The organism is Nodularia sp. UHCC 0506, from assembly GCF_034931045.1.
In the GTDB taxonomy this organism is placed as follows: domain Bacteria; phylum Cyanobacteriota; class Cyanobacteriia; order Cyanobacteriales; family Nostocaceae; genus Nodularia.
In genome coordinates this window covers 1-26,790 of sequence record NZ_JAYGHH010000007.1, presented here as the reverse complement: position 1 = coordinate 26,790, position 26,790 = coordinate 1, and the positions used below count along the sequence as shown (strand labels likewise).

Genomic DNA, 26,790 nt, shown 5'->3' with positions numbered 1-26,790 from the left:
CAGCACATCCAACACTCCGCCCTAGACCGGGAGAACGTTTATTTATCCAAAAAAGTGATACAGCAGCCCAGCGATTCACTTTTCAAGCCTCAGTGTTACCTCCTGGTAGGGTGACAATGACCCAAGACCGTAGTCGGATTCGTAGCGAACGCCTGACTATGTATGATGCCATTAACGGTATAAGTTTTCAACGTCTCCAGGAATCTTTACGGGTAATTTATGGCTTAGATATCTATCAAGATTTTAATCGCGCTCAAGTAGTATATGAGTATCCTAACCAGAGTGCAATTAACTCGGCTCGAATGGCTAGAACGCCTATCAGGGAGGCTTTACAGGGAGAATTACGTGTAGGCGATCGCTTTGTTTATTGGTTGGAAATTGCCCAGCCCCCAGGAGGCAAAGCTTTCACAGGTCAAATGACTGTTTTGCTTAAAGCTGACCTCGATAAATTGGAATCTGAATTGCGAAATCGCTAATAGTTGGCGTTTGCTGTGGGTTCGGCTGAACCCAACCTGCTGCAATTCGCCTCTATAAACCCCCTAATCCTACAGGAGATGGGGTTTGCCAGACACCAGAAAAGATACTTTCTGTTGTGAGAGAAATTCTCAGTAAGTCTTCTTTCAGCAGAGGTGGCCAATCAATTCCAGCTTTGCGCCCGGCGACAAATATTTGTTGCGCCTTGACACCCAACTGATAAAGGGCAAAGGCTAATTCTCGGTCGAGAGTGGGTGCATCTTTCATGGCTTCAAAAACCACTTTCAACGCCAATAAAATCGAGGTGATCTGACCGGGTACTGGTGGTTTTCCTAGCTTCATCCGCATTAATAAAGCATCTGGGTATTCATCAGTTGTTAGTGTCTGGGCTATGAGGAGTTGGCGAGCTGTTTCGTAATTCATTTATCCAGCTTATCTTAGTTGATATCACAGCAAGAGTACCTACAGACAAATTACTATGAGGATATGATTTTACTAGATATTTTGCCAGAGTCAATATTTTTGAGATTAAACCACAGATGCACGCAGATGAACACAGATCGTTTATGTATATTTATCTATGGGAACTTTTTTTGCTGATTGACTTAGGGTTTGTTAAACATCCGGTGACAAAGAATCTAGAGAAATTCTATGGAACGTCTCTACAAGGGTTCTAAATCACGGTCAATTAATTATGCTGAGATTTCGCCTCAATTTGTCTGACAACTGTCAGGGCGGAGTAACTGACTCCAGCTGTACCTTCTCCGGGATGAGTGGAGTCACCGACTAACCATAAATGGTTGATGGGTGTGCGATTGGCAAATCCAAAGGGGCCAAAGGTGGGTATTCTTTGACCTATACCGCCAACTATACCGCGATCGCGTGCTGTGTAATGAGCAAAACTCCGGGGTGTGGCGGCTTCTTGATGAATGATGGTTTCTGGTTTGAGGTAGAAATATTGGGAAAGACGGGCGATCGCATCTTCTGTATACTTCTGTTTAAGTCCTTGATAATTATTCGTTTCCCACCACGGTGCAGGATCAACAAAGGATGAAGCGATAATTGTCGCTTTCCCCTCTGGGGCGCGTCCATCTCCGGGATGACTGACGGAAACAAACAAAGAATTATTTTCCCCAATCGGTCCATCAACATCATAGAAAAATTGTAAGTGGGGAGGACAATCTGGGGGAATGGCGCTGATATCTACCCCTAAATACACCACAAACGCACCCGACGCTTGAGGCAATTTTTTCACCCGATTTTTATACCCAGATGGGGCTTTTTCTCCTAATAGTTGCACTAAGTTCTGTACGGTAACATTAGCAACTACATGGTCTACAATTTCTGTGCAGATTTCCCCTGTTTTCTGATTTCTAATCACTACAGCCGTAGCTTGGTTATTTTCCACCGTGATTTGTTCCACAGTGTGGCGCATTAATAACTTACCACCATCTCGTTCTAAGGATTCCACTAGGCGATCGCTTAGTACCTGCATACTACCCTGGAGGTGAAATAATCCTTGGGGTAATTGGGAGACACTCAACGCCGTAGCTGCATAAACTAAAGCGGTTTCCTCGGTATCAACTTGAGAATATAGCTTTAATTGCAAATCCAAAAACGTTCTTAGACGATGGTCGTTACCCAGTCCGTAAAACCTTAAAGCATCCCCCACAGTAAATAATGTATAAGGGACGGTAATTAATGTACTAGGGCGTACCGCTTGAGTTAGTTGCCATAAATCCCATAAACTCCGGGGTGGTAAAACCGGATCACGTCCTTGGAATTGCCAACTAGCCTCAAATAACACCGCCATCATCTGCCAAAACGGTTCACTCCCAGGAAATTGTTTTTGGCGTTCCTCTCGCCATTTGTTTTGGTCACGCCAAACATTAATCGGTGTACTTTCCCCAGGTAAATACACAGCACAAGCCGGGTCGCAAGGTGTCGCTGCTGGTAAATCTATCCCTAATTCTGAGAAAATCCGGTGATGGATTCCCCCAGGTTCTAATCCAGCTACCTGAGTCGCCCCCACATCAAAGGTAAATCCGCGCCGTTGAAATGTGGAAGCACAACCCCCCGGAACCAGGGCTTGGTCTAAGACTAAGACGCTGTAACCCCGATGGGCTAATAATGCTGCCGCAGTCAGTCCGCCTATACCTGCACCGATGACAGCAACACGGGATTTAGTTTTGTGAGTAGAAATATTAGACATTGAACTTTATCTTTACAAATTTTAATATTACTACTCATAATTTTACGACATCTGCCAAAAAAAAAGCCGTGTAATATTCACAACCTGAAGATGCTGATTTGAATTGCTAGATAAGATAAAGGAATAACAAAGCTATTCACTCCCCACTACCCATGACCCCAGCCCTGCTAAAATTTCCTCGGATCAATGCCCCCACGGTGCATAAATTGCCGAATGGCTTGACTATAGTTGCAGAACAAATGCCAGTGGAAGCGGTGAATCTCAGCTTGTGGATTAAAGTTGGCTCGGCTGTTGAATCTGATGCTATTAATGGCATGGCTCATTTTTTAGAACACATGATTTTTAAAGGAACTGAGCGTTTAGCAAGCGGTGAATTTGAACGTCAAATTGAAGAGCGAGGTGCTGTGACTAATGCTGCTACGAGCCAAGATTATACTCAATACTATATAACTACTGCTCCCAAAGATTTTGCCGCCCTTGCTCCATTGCAAATAGATGTCGTATGTAACGCTCTCATCCCTGATGATGCCTTTGAACGGGAACGTTTGGTAGTTTTGGAAGAAATTCGCCGTTCTGAGGATAATCCCCGCCGCAGGACGTTTAGAAGGTCAATGGAGACGGCTTTTGAACAGTTACCCTATCGCCGTCCAGTGTTGGGGCCAGAAGCGGTAATTTCTCAACTTAAAGCCCAGCAAATGCGGGATTTTCATCGGACTTGGTATCAACCCCAGTCAATTACGGCTGTAGCTGTGGGTAATTTACCTGTGGAAGAGTTAATTGCAACTGTGGCGGAGGGATTTCATAGTGAACAGTTAATAGTTAACAGTCAACGGTTAGGGGTTAATCCTGAACCTGCATTTACAGAAGTTGTGCGGCGGGAATTTATTGATGAAAGTCTTCAGCAAGCACGTTTAGTCATGGTGTGGCGGGTTCCAGGGTTGGGACAGTTAAATGATATTTATGGTTTGGATGTTTTGGCGGGAGTTTTGGCACATGGACGGACTTCTAGACTGGTGCGGGATTTGCGGGAAGAACGGGGACTGGTGACTTCCATTGGTGTGAGTAATATGACCAATCAGTTACAAGGGACGTTTTATATTTCTGCTAAATGTGCAGTAGAAAATTTACAGGCTGTGGAAGAGGCGATCGCTCAACATATCCGGACACTACATACAGAGTTAGTCTCAGAATCAGAAATTGCTCGCATCCGGCGACGGGTAGCCAACAAGTTTATATTTGCCAATGAAACCCCAAGCGATCGCGCTGGTTTATACGGTTATTATCAATCTATGATCGGAGATTTAGAACCTGCCTTTAATTACCCAGATCATATTCAATCCCAGGATGCAACTGACTTAATGCAAGCCGCAAAACAGTATCTTTCCCCAGATGCTTATGGTGTAGTCGTATTGAAACCACATCAGTGAACAGTTATCAGTTATCAGTGCTTAAATAATGTTAAGGGACTTCCAAATAAAAAAATACTCAATCACCTAACGCAAAAAATTTCTCAAACTCTCATAACTCTGTGTCCTCTGTGTCTCTGTGGTTTGTTTATTTGGATAGTTGATTTCTTGAAAGTCTCTAACTGTTAACTGGTAACTGAAATTATGTGGACTGAAATTGATACCCATATTAGCCAAGCAACTGGCGAAAAATTTCAAACTCAGCACAAGCGCAGTGTGAGTGGTGGCTGTATTAATCAAGGTTATGCTGTTTCTGATGGTGACTTGACTTACTTTGTCAAGCTCAATCAAGCCTCTCAGGTTGCCATGTTTGAAGCTGAGACGCTGGGTTTAAAGGAAATGCTGGCGACAAATACCATTCTTGTACCCAAACCGATTTGCTGGGGTACTGCTGGAAACTCTAGCTATATAGTTTTGGAATGGCTAGAAATGGGAGGAGGTACTTCGACTACGCTCAGTAACCGTAACAGCAAATCTTCTCAAGAAATGGGACGCAAGTTAGCAGCGATGCACAAAGCCACTAACAGCAAAGGTTTTGGATGGCAAATTAATAATACAATTGGTTCCACACCCCAAATCAATACCTGGATAACAGACTGGGCAGAATTTTATACTCAACATCGCTTGAATTATCAATTTCAGTTAGCTAGGCGACGGGGTGGGAGTTTTCCCAAACAAGATAAATTACTCGCAGCTATTCCGGAATTATTGGCAAATCATCAAGTGCAACCATCCTTAGTACACGGTGATTTATGGGGTGGAAATGCTGGGTTTACAGTGTCAGGCGAACCAGTAATATTTGATCCAGCAACCTATTTTGGTGATAGAGAAGTTGATATCGCTATGACAGAATTATTTGGTGGTTTTTCAGCCGATTTTTACCAAGGCTATAACGAGGTGTTTCCTTTAGATGCAGGTTATGGAGATAGAAAAACCCTCTATAACCTGTATCACATTCTCAATCACTTTAATTTATTTGGCGGTGGTTATGCTTCTCAAGCCAACCGCATGATTGACCAGATTTTACGATAAGTAGAGGATTGCAGAAACCCATGAACACACGATTAGTCGATTCACTGCTGCAAATCATTACCTCACTGACTCTGGAGGAACGTCTTTTACTGCAAGAACGCCTCAATAGTATGGCAATTCAACTAACTCCAGGTGTTTGCGGTGGACAACCACGCATTCGCAACACCCGCATTCCAGTATGGACATTAATGACGTTTCGTCAGCAAGGAGCCGATGATGCAGAATTATTGCGTAACTATCCCCATCTGACTCAAGATGATTTAAATGCAGTATGGACATATTACACACAACATGAAGCAGAATTAAATGATGTGGTGAATAGTATTAATAATGATTAAGTTCTATTCTAATGAGAATTTGCCAATGGATATGGTCTTAGAACTCCGCCAGTATGGTTATGATGTTCTCACCTCCCAAGAAGCCGGACAAGCTAATCAAGGTATTTCTGATGCAGAAGTTCTCGCCTTTGCTACCGAACAGCAGCGAGTTGTGATTACTCTGAACCGAGAAGACTTCATAGCTTTACACCGTAGCGGTATTTCTCACTCAGAGATGATTATCTGTAAAACCGATAGAGATTACAAAGGACAAATTCAAATTCTGCATACTTATCTGCAACAGATCAAGGAAATGAGAAACCGTTTGATGCGTGTGAAAAAGCAGAATCAGCCCAAATCTAGCCAGCAAGTTTTTGTGGTTCAGGAATATTAACGAAAGTAGGCAAAATGCCCACTTTACAAAAGTTAAGATTCGGTTTCGATATCGTATAACTGGCATAAAGTGAGTAGTTTTTGTTTTAGGCGATCGCGCACATTTTCTGGCATAATCACTACACAGTCTGGCGCATACTGCATCACCTCACGGCTAAACCAAAAGGTACTGGATACACGCCTAATAACTCGCCGCGCTTTGGGTTTATCTGGTAGCCATTCATTGATTTTGTCTTCTGGTTTCGCTTTATAGGCAAAGGCTAAGTTACCAAATATGTGCATTTCTACTTCTATCTCATCTAAGTGATTACGCCACTGACCAGGAATAGAAATCACCGCCGCATCTGTAATTCTGTCTAAACGCAAACTCCAGTTGTGAATGAGTTCGGGGATATCAAAGCTTCCTTCTGTCTCTTCACACCAACAATCAAGATATTGCCGCTTTTCGTGGGGTGCAATCTGAGCATAACGGACGGTAAAATTAAATACACGCCCTGCTGGATCTTGATAGGAAAGTTGAAAAGGTTGCTGTCGCCGGATGTAGTTATCTATTTGTAAGCGCCAAGGTGGGGGGAGATTTTCTAGGAAACCTTGGATTTCCGTTCGTAGTGGGATTGATAGTTCGCTGCGTTCGAGAAGCAAGTTAGCAATAATTTGGGCTTGTTCTATTTGTCCAATGTCAGTTAATGCACCAATACATCGGTGTAATGCTCTAATACGGGCTTCTGTCCAATCATTATTATTACCGATGAGCAGCTTTCTTTGAGCGATCGCTTCTACCAGTTTCGAGATATTCGGGCGATCGCCCCACATCATACCAAATTGTAGTGCGATCGCTTCTAATTCCGCCTTATCGCGTTCTGAAATAGAGAGAGTTATAGACTGACCTTTTCGACTCATATTTATACGGACACTTTGTATGGATATATCTTGCCAATCTTTATTTTGCATGGCAATATAAGAAGTAACAACCAGTTACGGACACTATTTAAGTTTATTGGAGAACAGGAATCATTGAAAAGAATCATCACAAATTTGGAGAAGTTTCAATGACTAAGCACAATTTACTATCTCGAATTTCCATTGACCCCAATATTTGTTTCGGTAAACCTTGTATTAAAGGTCATCGTATATGGGTTTCTTTAATCCTGGACTTGCTTGCAAGTGGAGAAACAATTGAAACCATTTTAGAAGAATATCCCGGTTTAGAAAGAGAGGATATTTTAGCTTGTATTGCCTACGCTGCGGAGATGACAAGAGATAACTATGTAGAAATTCCGATTGGGCTGTAAAAGGAAACAAAAAAATGAATATTAAACTTGATGAAAATCTTGGTAGTCTGCGAGTAGTGACATTACTACGTCTTGCAGGACACGATGTTGCAACTGTACGAGAACCAGGCTTAATTTCCACTCCTGATGAACAATTAATTGATATTTGTCATAGCGAAGGGAGATGTTTAGTAACTATAGATAGAGGATTTGGCAATCGTCTTAAATATCAGCCTTCCAACTATACAGGAATAATAGTTATTTGTTTACCAGCCCGCCCTAACTTTGAAGATTATCGTGCAGTTACAGAAACTCTAATTGCTGGACTAGAAGCAGCAGATGTGATAGGTAAATTATGGATAATTCGACTAGGAAATATTCAGGAATATCAGGATATTGGAATGGAGAGAACAGATAAATGACGGAAAATTACAAAATTACACTCAAGCCTGTTTATTCGCAAACCGTCCCCACACCTGACGGCGTAAAATTACCTAAAAATTGGTCGCTTTCTTGGCATCAATTAGCTACCTTAGAAGCACTACGCGATCCAAATATTGAAGTAGTCTTCAACACAGCTATGACAGGCGATGGGAAAAGCTTGGCTGCATATTTAGAAGTTTTCCAAGGTCAATTCTCCGCCATTGGACTTTACCCAACTAATGAACTCGCCCGCGACCAAGAAACGCAAATAAGAGGATATATTGAGCAATTTCAGCCAGAAGATGAGCCACGTGTAGTTAGATTAAGTGGTGCTGATTTAGAAAATTATGCCGAAAATGAAGGATTGAAAAAAGGAGCAGCAATTTCTACCCTCACTAGCCAAAGAGAAGCATTACTCACTAACCCTGATATTTTCCACTACTTGCATCGAGGGGCTTATATAATTCATGGCGATAGTCCAGATAAATTATGGGGTAGAATTGATAAAGATTTTGACTTATTTATTTTCGATGAATTTCACGTTTTTGCTGCTCCCCAAATTGCCAGTGTAATTAACACAATGTTGTTAATTCGTTGTACAAATCGCCGCAAAAAATTCCTGTTCATCTCAGCTACACCAGATCCAAATTTAATTGGCAGCTTAGAACAGGCGGGATTTCGTTGTCAAGTTATCAATCCTATTGCCCAAAATAAATATCAATTTCCCGAAACACCAGAACAAGGACATCAACTGCAAATACAGGGTTGGCGGCAGGTAGCGCGAACAATTTCATTGAATTTTATTCCTTTGGAACCTTCTTTTAAAGCTTCAGAAAGTTGGCTAAAAGAAAACAGTGATTTAATTTTGGCTCAATTTCAACAGTATCCAGGTAGTAAAGGAGCTATTATTCTCAACTCAATTGCAGCAGTCAAACGCTTAACTGTATTTTTTCAAGAAATATTCAAGCAATTTGGATTAACAGTAGGCGAAAATACAGGACTTTCGGGAAAAAGCATAAAAGAGCGAAGTCTGATGGCTGATTTAGTTATCGGTACTAGCACAATTGATGTGGGAGTTGATTTTAAAATCAATTTTCTTATTTTTGAGTCATCAGATGCAGGTAACTTTATTCAACGTTTGGGGCGATTGGGTAGACATCAAGGTTATGAGAAAAATGGTCAAATAATTAAGTTTGAAAATTTCACAGCTTTTGCCCTTGTGCCTAACTTTTTAGTAGAACGTTTATTTCAGGTAGATTCACCACCATTAGAGGTAAATTGTATTTATGAGCGACCATGTTTTCATAATACAATTAGTGAAAATTATCGACAAATAAATGATTTTCGCGGTTATTATCGCCGTTGGGGAACTGTACAATCATTTTGGCTGTATTATAGATTGAGCGATCGCACCATTAAACAACAGTATGCCCAAAGCCGAGAACAGTTTCAAAAAGCCTGTGAGGAAGTCTTTGGAAGCAAGCTGAAGTCCATAGCCGGACGTATTAACGGATGGGCGAAAGACTGGAAAGCACTGTCAGGTAAATCAGGAAATCCCATTGCTGACGATGCGGCTAGTTTTCGCGGTTCCAGTCCTTTGCAATGTGGTTTATACGATTTAACCGAAGAAAACGAAGCAGACAGGTTTAAAACCTACGATTTACCGGGCATTTTGGGCAATTTAGAAATTGAAATGTGGACAGAGGCGGGATTTGTACGGACACTTAAAGAAACCGCACAACGCACCGGACAACCCATAGCCAAAGGTAGATTTGCTCATTGTCTAGCATTTATGAAGTTGCGTTCCTACCGAGAGGAACGGCTGAACTGGAAATTTACATATTCTGGAGACTTACAGCCAATAGCTGACGCTTGGAAAGTTCAGGTTTTAACTGGCGTGGAAATTTGGCAACCTGACAATCAATGGATTGGTGCAATTAACAAACGACTGAAGAAGGAAGGTTTGGTTTGTTATGTAATTCGCCGTCCTGTATCTGAAGTACGGATGCGGCTACGGCTACCGATGCACTTTCAGATTTATCCCATTAGTGATCAGTATAGCTTTCATGATGTTAGTGCGCCGTATGCGATCGCCTTTGGTCACTCTGCACTGCTGCTAGATACCCTTGCATATACCTTTAAAAGCACAGGAGATGAGATATGGGTTGTTTGAAAATTTTGTGGGAGGGTTTTAGACCGCAAATAGTAGGTCATATTTCAATCCCTAATAGGTATTATTACTCAAGATTTAGAGTAGGTGGCTTACCCTCCCATTCATACTATACCAGGGTAGAGGGAGAAAATTAGTTCTTTAAGTATAAATACTCAAAAATCTTTGTGGAAATTTTTGAGTAGTCATGACTAACTAATTGCTTTATCATGTGATTAGTCCTCGCAAGATAACACACTATGGTTAGCCAAAACACCGAATCGAATCAAATCACTCTGGTAGTTAACGTCAGCATATCGCTATCTATCCGTTCGCACAGTGATGTGAATGCACCAAAACAGGACAATTCCATACTCGACATCGACACGTTGGAAAGAATATGTACAAAAATTGACTACATAGAGAAGCAATGTAAAAATCTTGAGGCTAAAACTCAGGAGAATACAGAGTCAATAGATACATTGATATGGAGAACTCGTAATTGTGAGCATCTTTCGGATAAATACCAGGAGTTAGAAAGTCTTCCAAATCCTTATTCTCTAGATGGAGATGCCTACTGTAATTCTTAAAAACACTTCACTAACCAGAAAATGTCTGTGATTAATCTATTCACAAAACTGGAGAATAATCAAATGCAAAGTAATACCCCAACAATTGCAGAACTTAAAGACTTAGCCTTACAATTTCCAGAAAAAGTCCCTTATTTAAAAATGTTAGTCCTGTTTGGTTCTAGAGCCACTGGTAACACACACACAAATAGTGACTGGGATTTTGCTGTTTTGTGTGATGAAGAACAGCGTCAGACTTACACCAAAAATAATATTGGCCGTTTGTTTGAATTACCTATGCTGATTGGTGAAGTATTGAAAATAAATGCTGATCATATTGATATTGTACAACTTAATTATTGTTCCGAATTAATAGCACATTTTGTTGCTCGTGATGGTCAGGTTTTGTATGAGGATGAGGTGAAAGAATTTGAAAATTTTAAACAAAAAGTATTACTGAGTAATTCAGACATAAAAAAAATTGAACATACTAAACGCAAAAACATTGAACAGTTTCTAGCAAGATGGGGTGTATGAAAAATATAGATACTGTAATTATTACAACTCGATTAGAATTTATTGTTCGTTACCTGGAGAATTTGAAAAGATTCGAGGCGATTAGTTGGGATGATTATGTAAATAACTTTGATACTCAACTAATTATTGAAAGACTTCTACAATTAATGACTCAAGCAGCGATAGATATCAATGACCATATATTGTCAAAGCTAAATCCTGGAAAATCGCCAACTAACTTTAAGGCTTTTATTGAACTTGGTAAATATGCTGTCATTTCAACTGAATTAGCAGCACAATTAGCACCATCAGCAGGATTAAGGAATCGCCTAGTGCATGAATATGACGATATAGATCCAAAAGAAGTTTTTAAATCAATTAGTTTCGCATTAAGACAATATCCGCTTTACGTGCGAGAAATAAATACTTATTTAATTTCATTGGATGTAGATAATGAATAAAAAAACAAACCCCAGCGAAGAAAACCAACAACTATCTTTATTTGAAAATAATACTGAAGACTTAGAAGATGATTTCTTAAATCAAGACTTTGGCTTTGATGGTGATTCTTCAGACCGTACTATTGAAACTGAAGGCGAATTACTCACACTCAAACTATTACGAGAAGCTATTCAGGCGGAAAACCCTGATGATCAAGTAATGGCAGATTTTGCCGAGTATGTTTTACCAAATTTGCTCAAGATAGCCATTGGTGTCACCGCTAAAGGAGGTAAATTCTTTGATGAAATCGACCAACAGCGAGAAGCAGAAGGTAAAACTAAAGTTAGGCGAGATAATGCGGCTGACCAATCGCTAAATACTCACTTACTCAACGGTTTATTTCCTGCTAACTTAATTGAAAAGCGTTTAGAAAAACTCAATACCACAGTGCGGCGAGTGGTGAAAGAAAGAGAACGCCGTTTAGTAATTGCTGGATTTATTTTACATGATTTTGAAAAGTTTCCTGATGCACCAGAAGACTGTCGCAAGTTACCGTTAGCAGAACATCGCCAAATTATTGATCAAAAAGTTCGCCAGTTAGGACTTGATAAGTTTATCAATCCCGATAACTCAGAAGCTTATCGAGAGTATTTAGATGATTTATTGTGCATGGCTTATAATGCTCAACGACGCTGGGATACTAACTGGAATTTTTCCGAATTTGGCTTAAATCCAGTGCTTAAAGACCGCACCCTTCGCAGTCTATCTGATTTAACTTGTTTGGCTGATTCCCTCGCCTCAATTGTTAAACATCCTCAAGATGCAGAAAATACCAGACTCCAAGAAATTATCCATAATCTGAGTGATGGACAGTTGAAATTTACCTATCACAGCATTGCTGAGAATAGAGGTGTTTTAACTAATGTGGTGAATAATGCTTTAATTAAAGCTCATACCAGTCTTAACACTGATGAAAATATCTACTATGAACCTTTGTTATATCTGCCAACAGGTGTAATTTATCTAGCTTTGCGTAATGCGCCACTCATTGCACAAGCAGACTTATCAGACCGTGTAGTTGATAGTATTAAATCACTTTGTGCAGGTCAATTGCGCCTCAGACAAACAGGGTTTGGTAGAGATGGTAAAGGCATGAAATATGCCGAATATTACAATTTATTTTTTGATGATTTAGGTTTAATGCGAGTAGCTTTAGATGCTACATTACGTATATTGAATCCTAACAAACCTTCTGTTGCTAAAAGTAGAAGTGAAAATCTGATTAAATTTCAGCAAAAAAATGTTTTATCTCCTGATTATGACTTTGAATTTGCAGATGATATCCGCATCGACCAAATAGCCGAATTTGGTGATTTAATCAGTCGGAAGATTTGGGAAGAAACAGTTAAGCGCATTGATGTTGCTCGGAAGAAAGATAAAAAACTGCCAGCAGTTACAGATTTATATTTAACTCAGAAGGTTGCAGAGTTTTGGAATTTAGCAGAATATTTACCCTGCATTCGAGAAATTCAACGCATTAATGAAAGTCTCAAAGAAAATAAGTTAAAAGGAAATACTGGCGGCGTACCTTATGAATGGTATTATTTGGCGGCTAAATATCTCGAACGTCATCCTGGGATTGAAAATGTCCGCGAAACTTGTCAGCAAGTCATAGATTACTTAGCAACTTTGATTTCTCCAATTATTTCTCAGTATAAATTACCTGATGGCTGGGAGGATTTAAAGGTGTGGGTAAATCGCGTTGTCATGTTACCAAATACAAATCAAGAATTATCAAATGAAACTCAAGTTCAGACATTTTTAGAGGAGTTAAATAACTATAATGCTGCCAAAAAACCAGGACGAGGACGGCAACTTATTTGCTCAATTTCTCACTCAGCTTACACTGTGACTGAGCAAATGGAATCAGCAGTTTTATTTACGCCGCAAGTTTATACAAATAAGCAAATGTTAGGAGGTTCTAACGCCAAGCGTAACATCTCTAGTATTGCTGGTGTGGAGATGATGCTGAGGCAAATATTGATGAATCAAACTCAAGCAGTTGGGAAACGATTTGAGGATGGTAAATATCGCTATCTCTATTTTTACCCGACGTATTACTTCACACCAGAAACTAATAAGTTTTTGCAGAAAGCTTACAACGGCATTGCTCAAACTCGCTTTGATACCAGCGTTCGCAATCATTTTATTAGTAAGGATTTACAAGCCAATTTAGCTAGAGAAAATTACCAAAGTGTTGATAGTTTCTTAATTGACGAAAATCTCCAGGCTGACAAAGACCGCACATTTAAACTTTCTTATCCTGAAGACCAGCCTTTAACATTTTACTTCATGGCGTTGCCACCAGGAAGAGATAGCACAGATACAGAATCTTGGGTAATGCCAACTTGGTTAGCCTTTGCTTTCCCGATGATTTTAGATGTGAAAACGGTGGTTTCTGAGTCGCCAATTCCACCTTTTAATGATGGTTCGGAATTTGAGGAAAGCGTTTTCTTAGATAGTGCGCCTCATGCTTTCCGTGCTTTGGTGAGAAAAGACAGATTTCGTCTTGACTACATTCTGGAAGGTTGGCAAGAAAACGGTATTCAATACCCTGCACCGTTAAATGTGCTTACAGCCGCTTATGCTATTCATTTAGATGTGAATGCTAGACAAGGTAAAACTGGTTACGATGCCAATTGGGGGAGATTTACAGAACTAGCAAAGGATTTTGAAACCAGTTCTTTGTATGTTTTTGCTTATCTCAATCGTTGGGTGCGTAACCAAGGAGTAGAAACGGCACGCATTGAGAAAATTAGGCTTTATGTCTATCATTTTTACCCTTGTTTTGACCCTTGTGTTAAATATGACAAAAATATGGAGCAATTAATTGTGGGAGAAGCGTCAAGCCTGAATCATCCGAAAAAATTAACAGACTTATACCGCAGATTTTACAGAGCTAATAAGCGTTATAATCCCAAGTCTAATGCTGTTTTAAAACCCATAGATATCGCTGCTGAAACTATTCTTAAAGCTGAATCAAGTGTTTTTCAAGGAGAAACATTAGTAGCGGCTGTGGCGGCAGAAGTCTTTAAACTCATGGATCGCGTTCATTCCTCTACTGCTGAAGGACGTTGGGTAATGAGTAAACGCGAGGAAGAACGGCAAGCTGTTTTAGAATTTGCTACATATTTTGTACAGGAGGTATTTGAGAAATCTTTCGCAGGCGATCGCGCCCGTTTAGCAGGTCGTCAACTTAACTTAATTCGAGATACCTGTGAATTTCTTTATCGCCTTGAAGATGACAAAGAAAACGCAGAAAAACTTGTAGAAACGGAATAGATAAATCTGGTCTTTTCGTACACCAATAAAACGTCATTCTTTGGAGACTAATTATGTCATTTCTCAAAACTGTTGAATCTAAATTCTTTCAATCTGAAATACCCTATAAACCAATGGGTAAATATGTCCATTTCCTCACTGTCCGCATCACTGAATCTTATCCTCTCTTTCAAACAGATGGAGAATTAAATAAAGCCAGAGTACGAGCCGGAGTAAAAGATAAAACCACAATTAGCCGTTTGTCAATGTTTAAGCGCAAACAATCTACACCAGAGCGTTTAGTTGGTCGAGAATTACTGCGTAACTATGGCTTGATGACTGCGGAAGAATGCGAATATAACGTTAGTTTTGCAATGGATAATCCTGATTGCATAATTTACGGTTTCGCTATTGGTGATTCTGGTTCAGAAAAATCTAAGGTTGTAGTAGATACCGCATTTTCAATTACAGCTTTTGATCAATCACACGAAACGTTTACTCTTAACGCTCCCTACGAAAATGGTACAATGGCTTCTAAGGGGGAAAATGGTTCTAAACCGGGTGAAGTTACCAGTCGAATTAATCAGCAAGATCATATTAGTCCACAAGTTTTCTTCCCTAGTATTGTTACCCTCAAAGATCCCACTGAAGCTAGTTTTCTTTACGTTTTTAATAATATTCTCAGAACGCGCCACTATGGAGCGCAAACTACCCGTACAGGTCGTGTGAGAAATGAGTTGATTGGTGTTGTATTTGCAGATGGAGAAATTACCAGCAATCTCCGTTGGACTCAAGCAATATATGATCAAATGAAAGCGCAAAATACAATTAATCCTCCTGAACCTTTAGATGAAGATGATGTAATTACTGCTGCTAAAAGTGCAATTGAGGCTTTAATGGCTGATGAGTTTATTGTGCATACTGATTTCATTGGTGATGCTTTTTCACCTCTGCTGCATGAAGTTAAAAGCCTCGTGGGTGAAGAAACAGGAATTAAGGCAATTTTAGAAAAAGCTGATGCAGAAGCTAAAAATTACGCCAGTAAACATATTAGCAAAAAGAAAACTGCTGCTAAAACTAAGTAACAGCTATGGCTATAATCTATCGATGTCAATTAGAACTACACGATAGCCTCTATTTTGCTACTCGTGAAATTGGGAGACTCTACGAAACCGAGCCGATAATTCATAATTACGCTCTTTGTTATGCACTGGGTTTAGTTGATAGCAAAATCTACTCTACTACGGTGGCTGAAGAACATTCCTATCGCTATTTTTGCCCTGAACAAGTGCCAAAATATGAGGAGCATTTAACACCACTGAATCAACAGGGTATTTACATTACTCCGGCTCGTTCGATTAAACATTCAGCCGTTCTCAATACCTGGAAGTATGCTAACAATAACTACCACGTTGAAATGGAGAAAACACAGAAGAATATTCCTAGTTTTGGGAGAGCAAAGGAAATTGCGCCAGAAAGTCAATTTGAGTTTTTTGTAATTTCTCAAAAACCAATTACATTACCAAAGTGGATTCGCTTGGGTAAATGGATGAGTAAGGCTGAGGTGACAGTTGCAGAGTTACGTAAATCTAAAACTTTTTCAGGTGTATTTACTTGTAAATATCCTTTAAATCCTTTAGATGTGATGTTTACGCATCAAGTTATTAGCTATGATGTGGTAAATATGCCTCCTGTTAGTCTGATTCAAAATGTGCAAATGCGCGGTGAATACTATCAGTTTGAGGGTATCTCAGAACTCAAGCTTCCGGCTCGGATGGAATACCGTTTTGGGAGTTAATAATTCGGCTGGTTGCAAAGGTTAGTGTTAGGAAAATGGAACCACAGATGAACACAGGTAAACATAGATGATTTATCAGTTGTGGTTCCTATTTTATTCAATACCTCACTAGGCTGTATATTATTCTTCTATCGCTTTCTATCTTCACCGTGAAACACTTTCAACAACAACCAAACGCTTTCCCCAGCGAATATTTGAATAATTTATGGGGAGAAATTCAAGCTTGTCGGTATTTTGCTATCAATAATCTCAACCGCGATTTTGTCGGGACTAAGGGATTTTCTGTAGTGTTTAGGCGATCGCACATTTCCACTGTAGAACAAAAGTTTCCCTATTTCAAACTATACCTTGACTTGGCTCTGCAACCGGGTTGTAATGCATTTTACCTCAATCCGTTACAACTAAAAGAAGGTTCCCGTGTAGACCCTTAACCCTTCCTCCCATACCTCTGCGTCTAATCCCAATCCGTTACAACTAAAAGAAGGTTCCCGTGTAGACCCCCACATTGACCGCTCGTTGCGTTCTTACTGCAAAACTGTGGAACCGCCAGCAGTTGTTAGCGTTCTTTATGTGCGCTTACCTGAAAATATGGAAGGAGGAGAACTGGTACTGAAGTCGCATAAACGCCAACTGGGACAAATTAAACCCCAAGCAAACACTTTACTTTACTTTCAAGGTGATTTAACTCACTCTGTCAACGCCGTAAAAACACCGGGAAATCGCTTAAGTTTGGTTTGTGAACAGTATAATTTAAGTGCAGACGAACTCGCAGAAATACCAGAATTTACTGTAGAGTCAAGAATTGTTCAGCCCACAACCAAAAAACGCAAATAAATTTTTGACCTTTAAATCCAAACCCAATTACGAATTACGTTAGCGAAGCTCTCCCAAAGGGAGCATTACGAATTACGAATTATTAAAAATATGCCTCATAGTTTAGTTCTCAACCTACTTCCGCAATCGTCTATCCCTTCCCAGTTTCTCACCGGGAGACATCTGCACGCACTATTTTTGACCCTTGTTAGTTCCGTAGATCGTTCATTAGGCGATCGCCTACATGATTCTACCGCAGATAAAGCCTTCACACTCTCACCCCTGCAAACTAATTTCCCGTCTCAGAGAACTAGGGGAATATCTAAATTACAACACTCACATCAACAACCCATCTCCGCCGGAACCCCTTGTTGGTGGCGCGTTTCTCTCTTAGATGACACACTCTTTAGCCAACTTACCCAACTATGGCTGAATCTTAACCCTAATCATCCTTGGCATCTTGGCCCTGCTGACTTGTATATTACCAGCATTCAAGGCACACCCCAATCTACCCAACCCTGGGCAAATGCCACTAGTTACACTCAATTATACGAGCAAGCCAGTGAAAGCGATCGCACCATTGACTTGACTTTCTCCACACCTACCGCCTTCCGCCAAGGAAAATTTGACACCACCCTCCCCACCAGAGAATGTGTTTTTAATTCCCTGCTTTCCCGGTGGAATAAATATAGTGGAATCGAATTTGAGGAAATTGCTATTGAATCAATATTTCCCTCCTTTATTAATATTCGCACCGAAATATTAGCAGACTCCCGCAGCAAATTTATTGGCATTATTGGAGAAGTTAATTATCGCATTTTAGGTGAAATTGAACCCATACAAATTAAACAAATTAACGCTTTAGCCGAGTTTGCTTTATATGCAGGTGTCGGCAGAAAAACACCAATGGGTATGGGAATGATCCGACGTTCATACCATTAAAAAACACGAATTACGAACTACGAACTACGAATTATGAATTACGAATATATTCAGATAGCAGCGTTGAACCAATACGCCTATTGTTCTCATCGTTGCTGGCGGATGTTTTGTGCTGGCGAATTTACGGATAATCAATACACAATTGAAGGTACAGCTTTACATGACCGGGTTCACACCACAGGCGATATTAACAGAGAAGATACTTGGCAAATTCGAGCGATTTACCTGAAATCAGAAAAATATAAACTCATCGGCAAATCTGACTTAATCGAAGTAGTTTCAGGTGAATATTATCCCATAGAATACAAACGGGGACGTAAAGGTGAATGGGATAACGACGAGTTGCAAGTTTGCGCCCAAGCATTATGTTTAGAAGAAATGACAGGGCAAACTATCAACATCGGATATATCTATTATGCTCATTCTCATCAACGACAATTAGTTGAGATTAATCAAGAACTTAGAGACAGTGCGATCGCTACCATTGCAGCCGTGACAAATTTACTTGAAACAGGCACAATGCCACCACCATCTTACAGTAAACGTTGCAAAGGTTGTAGCCTGTATTCCCAATGTTTGCCCAAAGCATCTGACAAATTAAGAAACTATCAGGAAGCCAATTAACTTAAAGTTCGTAGTGTTCGCGTAGCGTCTCGAAGAGAGGACTTTAGTCCTTTCACTCATCAAGTTCGTAGTGAGGACTTTAGTCCTCTCCATCATTTTTCTAACGATAGCGATTTATTTGGTATATCTCCTTTCACTCATCAAGTTCGTAGTGAGGACTTTAGTCCTCTCCATCTCCTGTAATTAAACATTAACACAGTCAATACAGCCAAAAAAGAAGGGCTGAAGCCCTTACTACGAGCTTCTTACATCTTTGTATTTCTAGCCCCAAACTTTCAGTCTGAGGGGTTTGAGACAATTTTATTAAATTTTGGAGGAAATCATGGGAACAGTTTACGTCACACAAGAAGATGCCTATATTGGTAAAGTTGACGAAAGTCTGAATATCAAAGCCGAGAAAAAGACAATTTTAGATGTACCTCTAATTAAAGTTGATGGCGTAGTCATCATGGGGAGAGCGAATATTTCACCTGCGGCTATTTCCGAACTAATGATCAGAAAAATTCCCATTACTTATCTCAACTTTAATGGAAAATTTCTCGCTAGCTTAGAACCAGATATGGGCAAGAATATCTTTGTGCGTAACGCCCAATGGAAAGCCGCCGGAGAATCAGCAAAAGCAGTCCATGTAACTCAAGGTTTTGTCAGAGGAAAACTCAAAAATTATCGTCAATCTTTATTACTAGCACAACGCCGTTATGACTTAGATGTGAATTCTGGAATTACTCAATTATCTCATGCGATCGCCTCCCTAGATCAAGCCAAAACCATTAATTCCATCAGAGGTTATGAAGGTGCTGGGAGTGCAGCATATTTTGGTTGTTTTAATCAACTAATTCGGGTAGATAACTTTAGCTTTTCAACCCGCAACCGTCGCCCACCCACAGACCCAGTTAACTCGCTTTTGAGTTTAGGTTATTCCCTACTGCGTCACGATATCCAAGGCGCTTTAAATATAGTTGGTTTTGACCCCTATTTAGGATACCTGCACACAGAACGATATGGCAGACCTTCATTAGCACTAGATTTAATGGAAGAATTTCGACCATTAATAGTAGATGCTGTAGTTTTAGCTGCAATTAATCGCCGGATGTTAGCACCAAAAGACTTTGTTACCGAACCAGTCAGTGGTGCTGTTTCACTCACAAAAGAAGGATTGCATAATTTTCTCAAGCTATATCAAGAAAAGAAGCTGAGTAAATTTAAGCATCCAGTCATGCAGAAACAATATACCTATCAAGAAACCTTTGAGATTCAAGGACGTTTCCTCGCTAAATATCTCCTGGGAGAAATTGACAAGTATCCCCCATTAGTCATGAAGTAACCCCCTAGACCCCATGTTTGTAGTAATTTCCTACGATATCTCAGAAGACAAGCGCCGCACCAAAATTCATAAAATTCTGAAATCTTACGGACAGTGGATGCAGTATTCTGTATTTGAGTGCGACTTAACTCAGACTCAGTATGCTAAACTGCGATCGCGCTTGTCTAAAATCATCAAACCCAAAGAAGACAACATCCGCTTTTATTTCCTCTGCGCTTGCTGTCAGGGAAAAGTCGAGCGCATCGGTGGTGATATGCCAAGGGACACTACAATATTTTTTGCTTGAGTTTTGCGTTAACTAGTAGGTGTTTTTTTGAACATTGAAAAATTTACACCTGAAATCCTTACCTCATCTGGTTTTGAACCCTCTCATACCTAAATAGAAGTTGACGCAAACTCCCAAATCCTTGCTATCAAAGCTTTTGAGCTATTTTTAAACTGTCCCTCTTGACAACCCAATCGCTGAAAAGCTATCTTTGTTTTGGATTGACGGAACAGAACCTTGAAAACCAAATATATCAACGCTTTCAACTGCGGGCGTTCCAATTACTAATAATCCCTATCAGGGATTGAAACGAAAAGCAGCTTTAAACTTTACCTCAGCTTCAGCTTGTTCCAATTACTAATAATCCCTATCAGGGATTGAAACTTAAAAAGGGGCATCGTTGCCCCGGCTAACTCTGTTCCAATTACTAATAATCCCTATCAGGGATTGAAACTTCGCCCCAATCGTCGTCGCTTAGTGTGGGGATGGTTCCAATTACTAATAATCCCTATCAGGGATTGAAACAAAGACTGGCGGAGCATCGGCTTTTGAAGGATCTTGTTCCAATTACTAATAATCCCTATCAGGGATTGAAACGTAATAGTTGCATTTGGCATTATTCAATCCTCACAGTTCCAATTACTAATAATCCCTATCAGGGATTGAAACAGTTTCTATTAATTCCCCAAAACCGTCGTGCTTTTGTTCCAATTACTAATAATCCCTATCAGGGATTGAAACGCTCTGTGATAATTGAGCGACGCTTTTTATTTGCGTTCCAATTACTAATAATCCCTATCAGGGATTGAAACGAGTCCGAAAAAGAATACTTTCCATAATCAGATTCGTTCCAATTACTAATAATCCCTATCAGGGATTGAAACCTTTAGAGTAATTGCACCCAAAGAAGGAGATACCGGTTCCAATTACTAATAATCCCTATCAGGGATTGAAACTACGGGCTTGGCTACGCAATCCTGTTTTGAGAGGAGTTCCAATTACTAATAATCCCTATCAGGGATTGAAACCTCATCCGCCCACACCCAATCTTGGAAAGCGGATTGTTCCAATTACTAATAATCCCTATCAGGGATTGAAACATATCTATGTCAACATTATACATTAAGTGTGATAAGTTCCAATTACTAATAATCCCTATCAGGGATTGAAACGGCTGAAATTAAGAATTCTATTGGTAGCTGTTGGCTGTTCCAATTACTAATAATCCCTATCAGGGATTGAAACGTTATTGTTCCTGATAACGTTTCAGATGATGAACAAGTTCCAATTACTAATAATCCCTATCAGGGATTGAAACACATCTGAAGAGATATATAGTATGTACAACCGCGTTCCAATTACTAATAATCCCTATCAGGGATTGAAACAGCTTTTTATCACTCTAAAATTTTCCATAAAAAAGTTCCAATTACTAATAATCCCTATCAGGGATTGAAACCTCTGGGAAATCCTATACAAATTGAAATAAACTGTATGTTCCAATTACTAATAATCCCTATCAGGGATTGAAACTGCGATGTCTGTAGATATTCTTGCAGACTCTATTATGCGTTCCAATTACTAATAATCCCTATCAGGGATTGAAACTTTCTTGTGCGATCGCCGATAAAGACTTAAGTAAAGTTCCAATTACTAATAATCCCTATCAGGGATTGAAACCTGGGATGTTGTTTGTATCTTCACTAATTCCAAATTGTTCCAATTACTAATAATCCCTATCAGGGATTGAAACTTATGGCATACGTATCATAGCATATTAAAAATTAAGTTCCAATTACTAATAATCCCTATCAGGGATTGAAACACTTAAGAATGTTACTTATCTCTCAAAAGGGTACTAGGTTCCAATTACTAATAATCCCTATCAGGGATTGAAACAGACTAAGTTCTGGAAAATCTCCAGAAAACATAGTTCCAATTACTAATAATCCCTATCAGGGATTGAAACAATAAATTTTCAGTTTCTAGAGTCCGCGCAGGCGGACTTCGTTTGTGTAGCCGCGATTTCTAATCGCCCTCTCAACTTTGCACCTAACTTTCAATACGGTTCGGATAAGGTTAATAATTGACATTATTTTCAAAAGTGGAATGTAATAATCGACCTTTTGGCATTATAAAAATTGGGATTTCTGCTTAACCGAACCGTATTGGCCTAACTTTGAACTTCACTTCGCTAATGCGCGAAACTAACTCTTAAAACAAAATCAACCTCCCACAAAAAATCACATTTGCACAAGGTTGATTAAGTTTTATTAAAAATTACTGCTCAACAATCGGGAGAATAGGCTCAAAAACTTCAGGTTCAGGATTGAGAACATACTGCCAATTTTGAATCTGCTGTTGCGCCGTACTGTAAACAGAACTACTGGGTGGAATCAACTTAGCAGTTTCAATAGCACGAGGAATATTAACACTACCCTGAGAACGGGCAATATCTAATAATTGCTGACTCCATTGGTTAATAGCAATATTCGCATCCATCCGCAAAGTGCTATTTCTCGGAACCCTATCAGCCAATCCTATAGCCTGAGACAAAGCTTCTGGTGTACTAGCAGTAGCCACCTGCGTAGCTCTACTCCAATTTTCTCTAGCGCGGATTTGCCCTTGCCAATCATCTATAGCCCTCCTCGCCTCACCAGCAAGCGATCGCCCAGATGATACAATTGGCTGAATAGTATTAATCGCCCCCACAAAATCGCCACTTTGCGCCAGCATTCTAGCTTGATCTAAATATGGCTGATCTTGCATTCGCTGAACAGTCGCCGTCCATGTACGAATTTTTCTTTGTGCCTCAGAATACAAAGCCCTACCCCGGCGGATTTGTTGAGCTTCAGATATTGCTGCCTGCAAAGAATTCATATCATTCAACCATGCCAATTGTTGCGCCCGTTCCAATGTCGGCCTATCTTCAATAGTCTCTACTTGGTTACGCCAACGGTTGATTTCTTTCCTAGCTTCAGAGGCGCGGGGGTTATTAGAAGAAATCATCTGGACTTCACTAATCGCTGCGGTTAAATACTCGATAGTACCTTGACTAGCAAGTGACCGGGCTTTTTCTAAACGCGCCACATCCTCAATTTCCAGTTGCCAACGAGCAATCAATTGCTGTGCCTCACCATAAATTGGCCTGGAAACATCAACTTGTTGCGCTTGAAAAATAGCTGTTTCTAAACCATATACCGTACCAATCCATGCACTTTTTTGGGCATCAGTTAAAACCATAAAGTCTTCTACTTCTGCCTGTAATCGCGCATTATTTGGAATTTGTCTGGCAATATCTAGAGCTGTATTTGCATCCCGCTTATCCAAACTTGCCTGGGCCAAATCCAGCATTTTTCGGCCAATTTCAGGAATCAAGTCCTGTGCTTTTTCATAAAGGTAGCTTTCTGATGTAATCGACTCAGAGATTTTAATCGCTTCTAGTAAATTATTTACTACTTTGCTATTTGCTAAACGTTCAGCATTTGCTAACTTATCACCATCTTCCCGTGCTGAGTTGATCAAGTTATTTAATTGATCATACTTAATACTTGACCAGTATTCATTATCTACACGCAGCAATCTAGCCGATAGCATAAACGCTGATTGCCAACGCCGTTCCTTTAATTCTTCTTCAGCATTCTGATATATACCTTCTGCCTGAGACCAAATTGTCTCCCATTTAGTGATTTGTTCCTCTACCAATTGGTAAGGTGGCAGTTCTTTAGGTATTTTACGCGCAGTTGCGATCGCTTCCTCTAAATCTCCAGCTTGAAAATTCTGGTCTGCTAACCGCAAAATATCCTGCGACCATTCTTTTAAGTAACGATCAATTTCTGTTCGCAATGGGTGATCGTCTGATATCTTACTCACTATAGCGATCGCTTGCAGTAAATCATTCACATTCTGCTTAGAAGCTGATATCTGAGCGCAATGTAACTTCACCGCAGCGCTGACAAAAGGTCGGGAAATTGCTGGGCAATTGGGGGCATTTGGTAGCTTCAGCAGCATTGCCATCGCCACAAATCCCACACTTCCAGGAATAAATGTGAGCATTAACGCCCACACAACCCAGCTTTTCATCCAGCGTGGCGATTTCCAATACTTTTTACTAGGTAAACTAGTTTCTGCTGACTGATTATTTAAAGGTAATTCCGAAGTGTCTTGTTTTTGCTGCTTCACGAACTTAGAGGTAGAACCAGTAGCCGAGACACCAAATCCTTGAGTTTCACCGAATTGTGGCGTTCGGGATAATCTTTTCATATCATCTGGCTCTCCTGCTCTGGATGGGGGCCAACTTTCAGGAATATCCCGCTCTGTCATCTCTCACACCAAAATAGTTGAATAGCGATCTGTTCTAAGCTGATAATTCCGATGATGCCATAGTAACTTTCTCGTCATGTAAAAGCTACTTGATTAAATATCTTCTGACCACAGATAGCATGAATTTTATCAGCTTTTAGTATTAATCTATACTTTAACCCGAAACTGAAGATTCCGTTTGCAAATCCACAATTAGCTGCGCCAAGTGATGACTATTTGCCTGATAAATTTCACCGCAAAACTCACAAATTGCCTCAGCACCATTATCTTTAATAATCATGTCTTGCAATTCCTCTTCTCCCAGGATTTTTAACGCCCCTAACACACGGTCAAAAGAGCAACCACAATGGAAGCGCAACATTTGACGTTCGGGAAATATTGACAGACCCATGTCTCCGAGTAAATCGTTCAAAATTTCTGGCAACGTCTTACCAGCTTGCAGTAATGGTGTAAATCCAGACAAACCAGCTACCCGTGATTGCAGTGTTTCCACTAGAGCTTCATCTCTGGCAGCTTTTGGTAAAACTTGCACCAGCAAACCTCCCGCAGCCGTGACACCACTTGCCCCTACAAACACCCCTAAAACTAAAGCTGAAGGCGTTTGTTCAGAGCTAACTAAGTAATGAGCCACATCTTCGCCTATTTCCCCCGATACTAGTTCTACTGTACTAGAGTAAGGATAACCATAACCGATATCTCGCACTACGTAGAGATAGCCATTACCAACAGCACCACCAACATCAAGCTTACCTTTTTCATTAGGAGGCAATTCTACAGAAGGGTTAGCGACATAGCCCCGGACTGTTCCATCCAAGCCAGCATCCACCAAGATACCCCCCAGAGGCCCATCACCCTTGACTCGGACATTAACCCTAGAACCAGGCCGCTTCATGCTAGAAGCCATTAATAAACCCGCCGCCATACTCCGCCCCAAGGCTGCGGTTGCCACATAAGAAAGTTTATGACGTTGCCTTGCTTCTTCTGTTAAACGATTAGTAATCACACCCACGGCACGAATTCCACCGTCGGCAGCTGTGGCACGAATTAATTGGTCAGCCATGAAAAACCTTACATTTCTTAACAAGTCTACATTTTCTATTCTAAATTCTCATCTAGCAGAAAAACGACACTGTGATTGGTCATTGTATTTGCAATACTAGAACTACAACGCACTAAAAGTCAGTCCTGACGTTTAAACAATTATTAAAAAATGCTAGGTAACTTTCAACAAAGTCAACTACGAATAGAAATCACCGCCTCCGCAAGTGCGATTCGTGATAGTGTGCAAAAACCCGAAAATGTAGCCAAATGGCTTGTAGGGGAAAGTTTCGCCCCAGGAATGCCAGAAGAACTGCATACTGGACTTCAGTTTACAACCTGGTCTGGGCCAATTTCAATTCATCATCAAGTAGAAGTGGCAAAACCCAATTGTCTACGTTTGCTACTCAGTGGAGCCGTTGATGGCTTTCATGAGTGGTATTGGGGAGAAGGTTGGGTACAGTCCCGCTTAGAAGGCATTTCAATTTTACCTTTGAATTTAGGTCAGACCCTCAATTTGTTGAGTTTGCGGGAGTTTTTGCAGAATAGTCGAGGGTAAAAAGATATTTTTTTTATTCTCACGCATTAGCGGAGCGTGCCGTAGGCTCTAGTACGAAGTACGTTAGGCGCAGAGAGTTAAAGGTAAAGTTTTTTCTGAGGTGAGTCAAAGATCAAATGATTTTTGATTCACCTAGTTAGAAATTACAATTTTTGGAAAATAATTGAGAATTAATTCTATTTATTAATGAACTTACAATACTTCCAGCTATGGTCTAGGAAAATTTGTCTATTTATTGTGCATCCTTTTTCATCAAACCCGGTTTCTTATTTTTTGATTCTGTACCTAAACATTGATTGATCTGAAAAAATAAACCCAACCAATCAAATATTAAATAATATTAGGTTAAATAATCACTCAATCCAAGCAAAAACAAAATTATGATACATTCTTGTAGAGACGTTTCATGAAACGCCTCTATTTTTAATTCTGTCCATAAATAATAATGAAAAATTTTAAATTCCCACCAGGATTTAAATTATTAACCATCTCCGCAGGTTTAACATTTGTTACCTTTACA

24 protein-coding genes, 1 pseudogene and 1 CRISPR repeat array are annotated in these 26,790 nt (G+C 40.0%); of the genes and pseudogenes, 20 read left to right on the top strand and 5 right to left on the bottom strand.

Translation table 11 applies throughout. The annotated features are described in order from the left end of the window. Positions 1-476: hypothetical protein (locus VB654_RS07110; protein WP_323212945.1), on the top strand; the 476-nt coding region annotated here is incomplete at its 5' end. Positions 477-528: 52 nt separating this feature from the next. On the opposite strand, the gene VB654_RS07105 is transcribed toward VB654_RS07110, so the two are convergent. Next, on the bottom strand, positions 529-897 hold the full coding sequence (locus VB654_RS07105) for a Dethiobiotin synthetase (RefSeq protein ID WP_323212944.1): 369 nt from the start codon (positions 895-897) through the stop codon (positions 529-531). Between the two features lie 265 nt (positions 898-1,162). Continuing rightward, positions 1,163-2,686 carry a C-3',4' desaturase CrtD gene (gene crtD / locus VB654_RS07100; RefSeq protein ID WP_323212943.1) on the bottom strand — a complete coding sequence of 508 codons (1,524 nt, stop codon included), beginning with the start codon at positions 2,684-2,686 and terminating at the stop codon, positions 1,163-1,165. A 152-nt stretch (positions 2,687-2,838) separates the two neighbouring features. On the opposite strand from crtD, the gene VB654_RS07095 reads away from it, so the two are divergent. The 4 genes from VB654_RS07095 to VB654_RS07080 all read left to right on the top strand — a co-directional run bounded on the left by VB654_RS07095 (position 2,839) and on the right by VB654_RS07080 (position 5,895). After that, positions 2,839-4,113 carry a pitrilysin family protein gene (locus VB654_RS07095; RefSeq protein WP_323212941.1) on the top strand — a complete coding sequence of 425 codons (1,275 nt, stop codon included), beginning with the start codon at positions 2,839-2,841 and terminating at the stop codon, positions 4,111-4,113. A gap of 183 nt (positions 4,114-4,296) precedes the next feature. Next, a complete protein-coding gene (locus tag VB654_RS07090; protein ID WP_323212940.1) occupies positions 4,297-5,184 on the top strand; it encodes a fructosamine kinase family protein in 888 nt (295 codons plus the stop codon). A 20-nt stretch (positions 5,185-5,204) separates the two neighbouring features. Next, positions 5,205-5,522 carry a DUF433 domain-containing protein gene (locus VB654_RS07085; RefSeq protein ID WP_323212939.1) on the top strand — a complete coding sequence of 106 codons (318 nt, stop codon included), beginning with the start codon at positions 5,205-5,207 and terminating at the stop codon, positions 5,520-5,522. A 25-nt stretch (positions 5,523-5,547) separates the two neighbouring features. Further along, a complete protein-coding gene (locus VB654_RS07080) occupies positions 5,548-5,895 on the top strand; it encodes a DUF5615 family PIN-like protein (protein ID WP_416235667.1) in 348 nt (115 codons plus the stop codon). Positions 5,896-5,927: 32 nt separating this feature from the next. Here VB654_RS07080 and VB654_RS07075 read toward each other — a convergent pair whose 3' ends face one another. Next, positions 5,928-6,794, bottom strand: a complete 867-nt coding sequence (locus tag VB654_RS07075; RefSeq protein WP_323213095.1) for a WYL domain-containing protein — start codon at positions 6,792-6,794, stop codon at positions 5,928-5,930. Positions 6,795-6,943: 149 nt separating this feature from the next. On the opposite strand from VB654_RS07075, the gene VB654_RS07070 reads away from it, so the two are divergent. The 14 genes and pseudogenes from VB654_RS07070 (at position 6,944) to cas2 (ending at position 20,371) form a co-directional block, all read left to right on the top strand. Then, the gene (locus tag VB654_RS07070; protein ID WP_323212937.1) at positions 6,944-7,186 is read left to right on the top strand and encodes a DUF433 domain-containing protein; all 243 of its coding nucleotides are present in this window, start codon (positions 6,944-6,946) and stop codon (positions 7,184-7,186) included. A gap of 14 nt (positions 7,187-7,200) precedes the next feature. After that, positions 7,201-7,587 (top strand): DUF5615 family PIN-like protein, encoded by a 387-nt coding sequence (locus VB654_RS07065; RefSeq protein WP_323212936.1) that lies wholly within the window; start codon positions 7,201-7,203, stop codon positions 7,585-7,587. Then, on the top strand, positions 7,584-9,761 hold the full coding sequence (gene cas3 / locus VB654_RS07060; RefSeq protein WP_323212935.1) for a type I-D CRISPR-associated helicase Cas3': 2,178 nt from the start codon (positions 7,584-7,586) through the stop codon (positions 9,759-9,761). The genes VB654_RS07065 and cas3 overlap by 4 nt, the downstream gene beginning before the upstream one ends. Positions 9,762-9,997: 236 nt before the next feature. After that, positions 9,998-10,327: a hypothetical protein gene (locus tag VB654_RS07055; protein WP_323212933.1), complete on the top strand. Its 330-nt coding sequence runs from the start codon at positions 9,998-10,000 to the stop codon at positions 10,325-10,327. 63 nt (positions 10,328-10,390) lie between these two features. After that, positions 10,391-10,843 carry a type VII toxin-antitoxin system MntA family adenylyltransferase antitoxin gene (gene mntA, locus VB654_RS07050; protein WP_323212932.1) on the top strand — a complete coding sequence of 151 codons (453 nt, stop codon included), beginning with the start codon at positions 10,391-10,393 and terminating at the stop codon, positions 10,841-10,843. Beyond that, positions 10,840-11,283 (top strand): type VII toxin-antitoxin system HepT family RNase toxin, encoded by a 444-nt coding sequence (gene hepT, locus VB654_RS07045; protein WP_323212931.1) that lies wholly within the window; start codon positions 10,840-10,842, stop codon positions 11,281-11,283. Before mntA ends, hepT begins: the two co-directional genes overlap by 4 nt. After that, on the top strand, positions 11,276-14,605 hold the full coding sequence (gene cas10d / locus VB654_RS07040) for a type I-D CRISPR-associated protein Cas10d/Csc3 (protein ID WP_323212930.1): 3,330 nt from the start codon (positions 11,276-11,278) through the stop codon (positions 14,603-14,605). The genes hepT and cas10d overlap by 8 nt, the downstream gene beginning before the upstream one ends. Positions 14,606-14,658: 53 nt before the next feature. Continuing rightward, positions 14,659-15,669, top strand: a complete 1,011-nt coding sequence (cas7d, locus tag VB654_RS07035; RefSeq protein ID WP_323212928.1) for a type I-D CRISPR-associated protein Cas7/Csc2 — start codon at positions 14,659-14,661, stop codon at positions 15,667-15,669. A 5-nt stretch (positions 15,670-15,674) separates the two neighbouring features. Beyond that, positions 15,675-16,382, top strand: coding sequence for a type I-D CRISPR-associated protein Cas5/Csc1 (gene cas5d, locus VB654_RS07030; protein ID WP_323212926.1), 708 nt, complete (start codon positions 15,675-15,677; stop codon positions 16,380-16,382). A gap of 149 nt (positions 16,383-16,531) precedes the next feature. Further along, a pseudogene (locus tag VB654_RS07025) lies at positions 16,532-17,216 on the top strand (2OG-Fe(II) oxygenase). Positions 17,217-17,306: 90 nt separating this feature from the next. After that, positions 17,307-18,137, top strand: coding sequence for a CRISPR-associated endoribonuclease Cas6 (cas6, locus tag VB654_RS07020; RefSeq protein ID WP_323212924.1), 831 nt, complete (start codon positions 17,307-17,309; stop codon positions 18,135-18,137). 33 nt (positions 18,138-18,170) lie between these two features. After that, positions 18,171-18,761 carry a CRISPR-associated protein Cas4 gene (gene cas4, locus VB654_RS07015; protein ID WP_323212922.1) on the top strand — a complete coding sequence of 197 codons (591 nt, stop codon included), beginning with the start codon at positions 18,171-18,173 and terminating at the stop codon, positions 18,759-18,761. A gap of 322 nt (positions 18,762-19,083) precedes the next feature. After that, positions 19,084-20,085 carry a type I-D CRISPR-associated endonuclease Cas1d gene (cas1d, locus tag VB654_RS07010; protein ID WP_323212921.1) on the top strand — a complete coding sequence of 334 codons (1,002 nt, stop codon included), beginning with the start codon at positions 19,084-19,086 and terminating at the stop codon, positions 20,083-20,085. Between the two features lie 13 nt (positions 20,086-20,098). Continuing rightward, positions 20,099-20,371 carry a CRISPR-associated endonuclease Cas2 gene (gene cas2 / locus VB654_RS07005; RefSeq protein WP_323212919.1) on the top strand — a complete coding sequence of 91 codons (273 nt, stop codon included), beginning with the start codon at positions 20,099-20,101 and terminating at the stop codon, positions 20,369-20,371. A 253-nt stretch (positions 20,372-20,624) separates the two neighbouring features. Then, positions 20,625-22,319: a CRISPR direct-repeat array (repeat unit 37 nt; unit sequence GTTCCAATTACTAATAATCCCTATCAGGGATTGAAAC). A gap of 311 nt (positions 22,320-22,630) precedes the next feature. On the opposite strand, the gene VB654_RS07000 is transcribed toward cas2, so the two are convergent. Both VB654_RS07000 and hslO read right to left on the bottom strand, forming a co-directional pair. Then, positions 22,631-24,673, bottom strand: coding sequence for a chromosome segregation ATPase (locus VB654_RS07000; RefSeq protein ID WP_323212918.1), 2,043 nt, complete (start codon positions 24,671-24,673; stop codon positions 22,631-22,633). Between the two features lie 154 nt (positions 24,674-24,827). Next, positions 24,828-25,733 (bottom strand): Hsp33 family molecular chaperone HslO, encoded by a 906-nt coding sequence (hslO, locus tag VB654_RS06995; RefSeq protein WP_323212917.1) that lies wholly within the window; start codon positions 25,731-25,733, stop codon positions 24,828-24,830. Between the two features lie 150 nt (positions 25,734-25,883). On the opposite strand from hslO, the gene VB654_RS06990 reads away from it, so the two are divergent. Then, positions 25,884-26,270 carry a hypothetical protein gene (locus VB654_RS06990; protein WP_323212916.1) on the top strand — a complete coding sequence of 129 codons (387 nt, stop codon included), beginning with the start codon at positions 25,884-25,886 and terminating at the stop codon, positions 26,268-26,270. Positions 26,271-26,790 lie beyond the last annotated feature (520 nt).